The organism is Azonexus fungiphilus (assembly GCF_003634965.1).
Lineage (GTDB): Bacteria > Pseudomonadota > Gammaproteobacteria > Burkholderiales > Rhodocyclaceae > Azonexus > Azonexus fungiphilus.
Map to the genome: position 1 here is coordinate 1 of NZ_RBXP01000012.1, position 1,241 is coordinate 1,241.

Consider the following 1,241-nt stretch of genomic DNA (forward strand, 5'->3'; position numbering starts at 1 on the left):
CGCACCGTTGGTCTTGCTAATGGCTTCCAGCTGGACGGCGCTACCGGATAGGGTTCCATCCGCCGCGAACTTCTGCACGAAAATGCTGTTGTCGCCAGCGCTGTCGATGCCGTACCAGGTCACCACATACTCGCCGCTGCTCCCGACTGCCGTCACTTGGGGGTTAAAGTCCGCACCGTTGGTCTTGCCAATGGCTTCGAGCTGGACGGCGCTACCGGATAGGGTTCCATCCGCCGCGAACTTCTGCACGAAAATGCTGTTGTCGCTAGCGCTGTCTTGGCCGTGCCAGGTCACCACATACTCGCCGCTGCTCCCGACTGCCGTCACTTGCGGGGCTTGGTCCGAACCAGTGGTATTGCCAATGGCTTCGAGCTGGACCGGAGAGTAGGACCATACCGGCACCGAGCCAAAATCTCGATCGACCAGCACTGGGGCGCTCACCAAGGTTTGCACTCCTTCTGCAGTCACCGCCGAAACCAGCAGACTGCGATTGCCACTCTGCCATGTCGACAGCGTATTCGCATCCAGAAAGCAACTCCAAGTTGTGCCGTTGACATTCGCTGTCAAGCCCATGACCTTCACCGAAGATCCTGCCAAAACCGTTCCGGTGATCAATACGCCTTCGGCAAGCTCCGCCTCAGACAGGATTCCATCAGAAGTGACCGAATCAACCGTCAACGCCTCGCTTTGACCGATCGTCCCATCCGCATTGAACTTCTGCACGAAAATGCTGTTGTCGCCAGCGCTGTCTTCGCCGTACCAGGTCACCACATACTCGCCGCTGCTCCCGACTGCCGTCACTTGGGGGCCTAGGTCCGCACCGTTGGTCTTGCCAATGGCTTCGAGCTGGACGGCGCTACCGGATAGGGTTCCATCCGCCGCGAACTTCTGCACGAAAATGCTGTAGTCGCCAGCGCTGTCGATGCCGTACCAGGTCACCACATACTCGCCGCTGCTCCCGACTGCCGTCACTTGGGGGGATTGGTCCACACCAGTGGTACTGCCAATGGCTTCGAGCTGGACGGCGCTACCGGATAGGGTTCCATCCGCCGCGAACTTCTGCACGAAAATGCTGTTGTCGCCAGCGCTGTCGATGCCGAACCAGGTCACCACATACTCGCCGCTGCTCCCGACTGCCGTCACTTTGGGGCCTAGGTCCGCACCGTTGGTCTTGCCAATGGCTTCGAGCTGGACGGCGCTACCGGATAGGGTTCCATCCGCCGCGAACTTCTGCACGAAAA

At 59.7% G+C, this 1,241-nt stretch carries 1 protein-coding gene; it reads right to left on the bottom strand.

The annotated features are described in order from the left end of the window. Nucleotides 1-1,241 (bottom strand): NHL repeat-containing protein (locus DFR40_RS17130; protein WP_211329734.1); only part of this gene is annotated, 1,241 nt, incomplete at both ends.